The sequence below is a fragment of the Flavobacterium salmonis genome (assembly GCF_903819435.1).
Classification (GTDB): Bacteria; Bacteroidota; Bacteroidia; order Flavobacteriales; family Flavobacteriaceae; genus Flavobacterium; species Flavobacterium chungangense.
Genome location: NZ_CAIJDP010000034.1, coordinates 1 through 3,572, shown reverse-complemented (window position 1 = coordinate 3,572; position 3,572 = coordinate 1). Strand labels below are relative to the sequence as shown.

The 3,572-nt window shown below is 39.7% G+C and carries 2 protein-coding genes; both read right to left on the bottom strand.

Annotated features, from left to right (window positions below; genetic code table 11):
* The coding region (locus FLACHUCJ7_RS00205; RefSeq protein ID WP_230408763.1) for a DUF6443 domain-containing protein at positions 1 to 2,747 on the bottom strand (2,747 nt) is incomplete at its 3' end.
* An 8-nt stretch (positions 2,748 to 2,755) separates the two neighbouring features.
* The coding region (locus FLACHUCJ7_RS00200; RefSeq protein WP_180907460.1) for an RHS repeat domain-containing protein at positions 2,756 to 3,572 on the bottom strand (817 nt) is incomplete at its 5' end.

Below are 3,572 nucleotides of genomic sequence, written 5' to 3'. Positions count from 1 at the left end.
TTATACTTTTGAGCAGTTGCGTTACCTTGAGTATTTACAACGTTGTCATGCCTGCTTTGTTTTAGGCCAAAAGGATAATAATTATCTTCTTCTATGATGTTCAGGTTTTTGCTGTAGCTTAAGCGGGTATTGCCCAAATGATCCTTGTACTGGTAAATATACTCATAAACTCCTGCATTATAGCGGACATATCCTTCAGAATTTGGAAAGAACTGCAAGTTGTCGTTTTCATACTGAAAGCCCCCTGCATAATCGGTGGTAATGCCGTTTACGATTTTTCTTTGTTTTGTTCCGGTGGCGTCATACTTGTAATTAATATTTCCTGCTGATAGGGTTACCTGAACTGGAAGGTTTAAATGATTATAGGAAATAGCAGTTATTCCTTTGTTGGCATCTCTTATCATATTTCCATTGTCATCATAATCATAGTCAAAGCTTGCTGCACTGTTTCCGTTAGTAAACCCCTGAATGTTAGCTGAGCTGTCCTCGACTTTCTGCAGCCTGTTTCCATCATCATAGGTGTAGGCGAGATTATCTATAGTTCCATAATTTGGCGTATTTGGGATGGTGTTTCCATTTCGCAGCATCCTCATGATATTTCCATTCTTATCATAAGTAGGATTCTCGTTGTAGCGTCCTAAATTGTCAGTGGCAGCCGTCAAACGGTTCATGGCGTCGTAGCTATATAGGTAGCTTCTTATACTGGTATCAGTATGGGCTGTTCTCCAAAGTGTCTGGCTTATATTGCCATTAAACAATTTTTTATTGCTATCATCGACATCATTGTATTTAATCTGAAATGCAAATAAATCGGTTCCTATATTATTGATGTCATTAATGTTTTTAAGCCAGCCACGGACATTATAGCTATAATTGACGGTCTGTACGTTCCCAACAACTTTTGTTATTAACTGCCCCAGGTCATCATAGGTGTTGGCAATAATGGTTTCCTGTGGCTGCGTATTTATTTTTTGCTTTTGAGTGAGCAGCCTGCCCATATGGTCGTAAGTAAAAGTATCCACAATTGCAATATCGGTTATTCCTTTTTTATGTGTAGTGGTAGTTTCTATCACTTTTACAAAGTCCAGATTGTTTTTTACAGTACTTACAGCAGACAAGAAGTTGTTTTTGCTATGAGTATAAATTTCTCGCCCTTTGCTGTCATAATGGTTTACAGTAGTTGTCCATAGTGAGGTGCCCAAAGTACGAATTTTGGTAGCTGTAGTCAATCCCTTAGGATTGATAATGGGGGTTTTACCGTAGGAAGCCACAGCATCCCCTTGATCTAAGTCAAAATTTAGATAGTTGTCGTAGTAGGTAATGGTAAACAAATCAATGCCTGTAGAGGGAAAAGCAGCATTGGTATAATTTGCATTGGTCCCGTTTATATTTATAGCAGCCGTTGTCTTATTCTCAAATATAACGGCACTATTGTCAGCTAAATTTTGTACCAAAGCACGTGTGGTTTCTACTGCATTTACATATTCGCCGGTATAAACAGGCCTGCCAAAAGCATCATGTTTTGTAAAGAGCCATTTATTGCTTGCTTTTAAGTTGGCATCCTGGGTAAGGATAGGCCTGTCAAGAGCATCATAAATTATGTATTCCCATTCTTTTCCGGGTAATTTCTTTTCAATGAGTCGGTTTTTTTTGTCGTATTTATATTGATAGCATAAATTATCTAAAACGTCCTGATCAATAGTATTTAGCCCGTTTTCAGGAGTACTTTGCAAAGCAGCAGAGAAGGTACTGCCTGCTTGTGCATGAAACCCTTCTAATAATGTAATAGAAATGCCTGCAGTTAGCTGTAATGTGCCCCCGGGATTGATTACTGCTGCCGAGGTTATATTTGACCCCGTGCTTGTTGAGCCAGGATTTGTGCCAAACCCCTTAGGAGGAATTACATAGGTAAGGTTGCCATAAACATCATACACATAATATGTATCATGGGATATTGTACTGGCAATTACCTGCCCGCCAACATCCGTGTAATTTGCGTAAGTCCTTTTAAGCACGACGCGTCCTTCCTTATCCTTAAACTCTTCTGTGGTATTGTTTTTTCCGGCAACCCAATTTTCATTTTTGGTTATTGTCTTATATAGCTGCAAAGAAGCATAAGTGCCTGTATCTTCCAGACTGGGATTTTGCCTGTTGCCAGCTGTAAAAGATACCTTAAAACGCCTTACATAATCATTTTGGTCATTTGCGTTATTCTCAAATTTAATAGAGTGATCAGCATCAATACCTTTGATTATTCTCCAGGGTGCACCCGGGGCGCCCTCTTTCATGATTTTGTTCAGAGGGGATGCCTCCAAACTTTTTTCAGAAAACGGGTTGACTTCCTTGATAGATAATCCTGCGAAATCATCCGGATATTTATTAGCATAAAAGTAGTTGAGTGCTATTATATTTCCATAGGAATCAGGCATAAGATTATCTGCAAAACTCAGGCTGCTGGATGCCCTGGAGTAGGGCAGGTATTCTCTTTTCTGTCTTCCAAACAAGTCATATGCAATAGGGGTAATGATATCCTGTTTATTGCCACCGGCTTGTTTTGCGATATTTTGCAAAGGACGTCCCAGGCCATCAAAATAATTGATAGACTCTATCTTTTGGTCATTTGTAACGCTTCCTGTGGTTGTTTCGACCTGAAAGGCCGCTGATTTGACATAGTTTCTGGCAATTGTCTGCCCCAGAGCCACTGATGGCAATATAATACCTGTCAAGATATATAGCAATTTTTTCATGGGCACCATTATTGTTTGTAATTGTATTCGTTTTTGCTTACTATATAACCCGCTGAGTCCACTACCTGTTTTAATCTGTTAAAATTATCGTATTGATAATACACCGTATACCCTTTAGTATCCGTTATGCTTGTTACCCCAATCAGTGGATCATAGGTATAGGTGGTTGCCATCGCATTTGGTGCGGCGCTCCTTAAACTGGCCAATGCAGCACGCAATGCGTCTTCCAAGGCTGGTGAAGTATCGAGGTTCGATGCATCTACAGCAGCTGTTATAAAGCTTTGTATGGCAGAAGCATCAGAGGATGTAAAGTTCTCTAATTTAGCTATGGGGTATTGCTCCTTATAGCCCCATACATAATAGGTCGGCATGCCATTAGCGGGTTTGAATTGCAATAGGTTCCCTTTGGCATTGTAGGAGTCAAAGTTCAGAACGGGTTTGTAGAATGATGTGCTGCTATTATTAAAAATGGCCTCAGAGACGGGAGTGTCAAATTCTGCCTTGTAAATTGTCTTTGGCTGGTAGAGCCCTGAACTGTTAGAATACTCCGTTTTAGTTGCCCCTCTGACAACATTGTCTTTTAAGCTAATTGTTTCAATGGGCTGACCTATCATGTTCTTGGCTGTCATAGCCTGATTTACAGCATCACTGGTGTACTCAAAAGGATATTTCAATTTTTCAGTTATTGTGGAATTATCTACATTATAGGAAGTAGATGCAAGCAGATCCTTTGCATTGTAAGTATAATTGGTTTCTGAGATGATGCTTTTACCGTCATCGGTCTTTTCTGTTTTGATGACCTGGGTAGGCAATGGCCATTCTAGT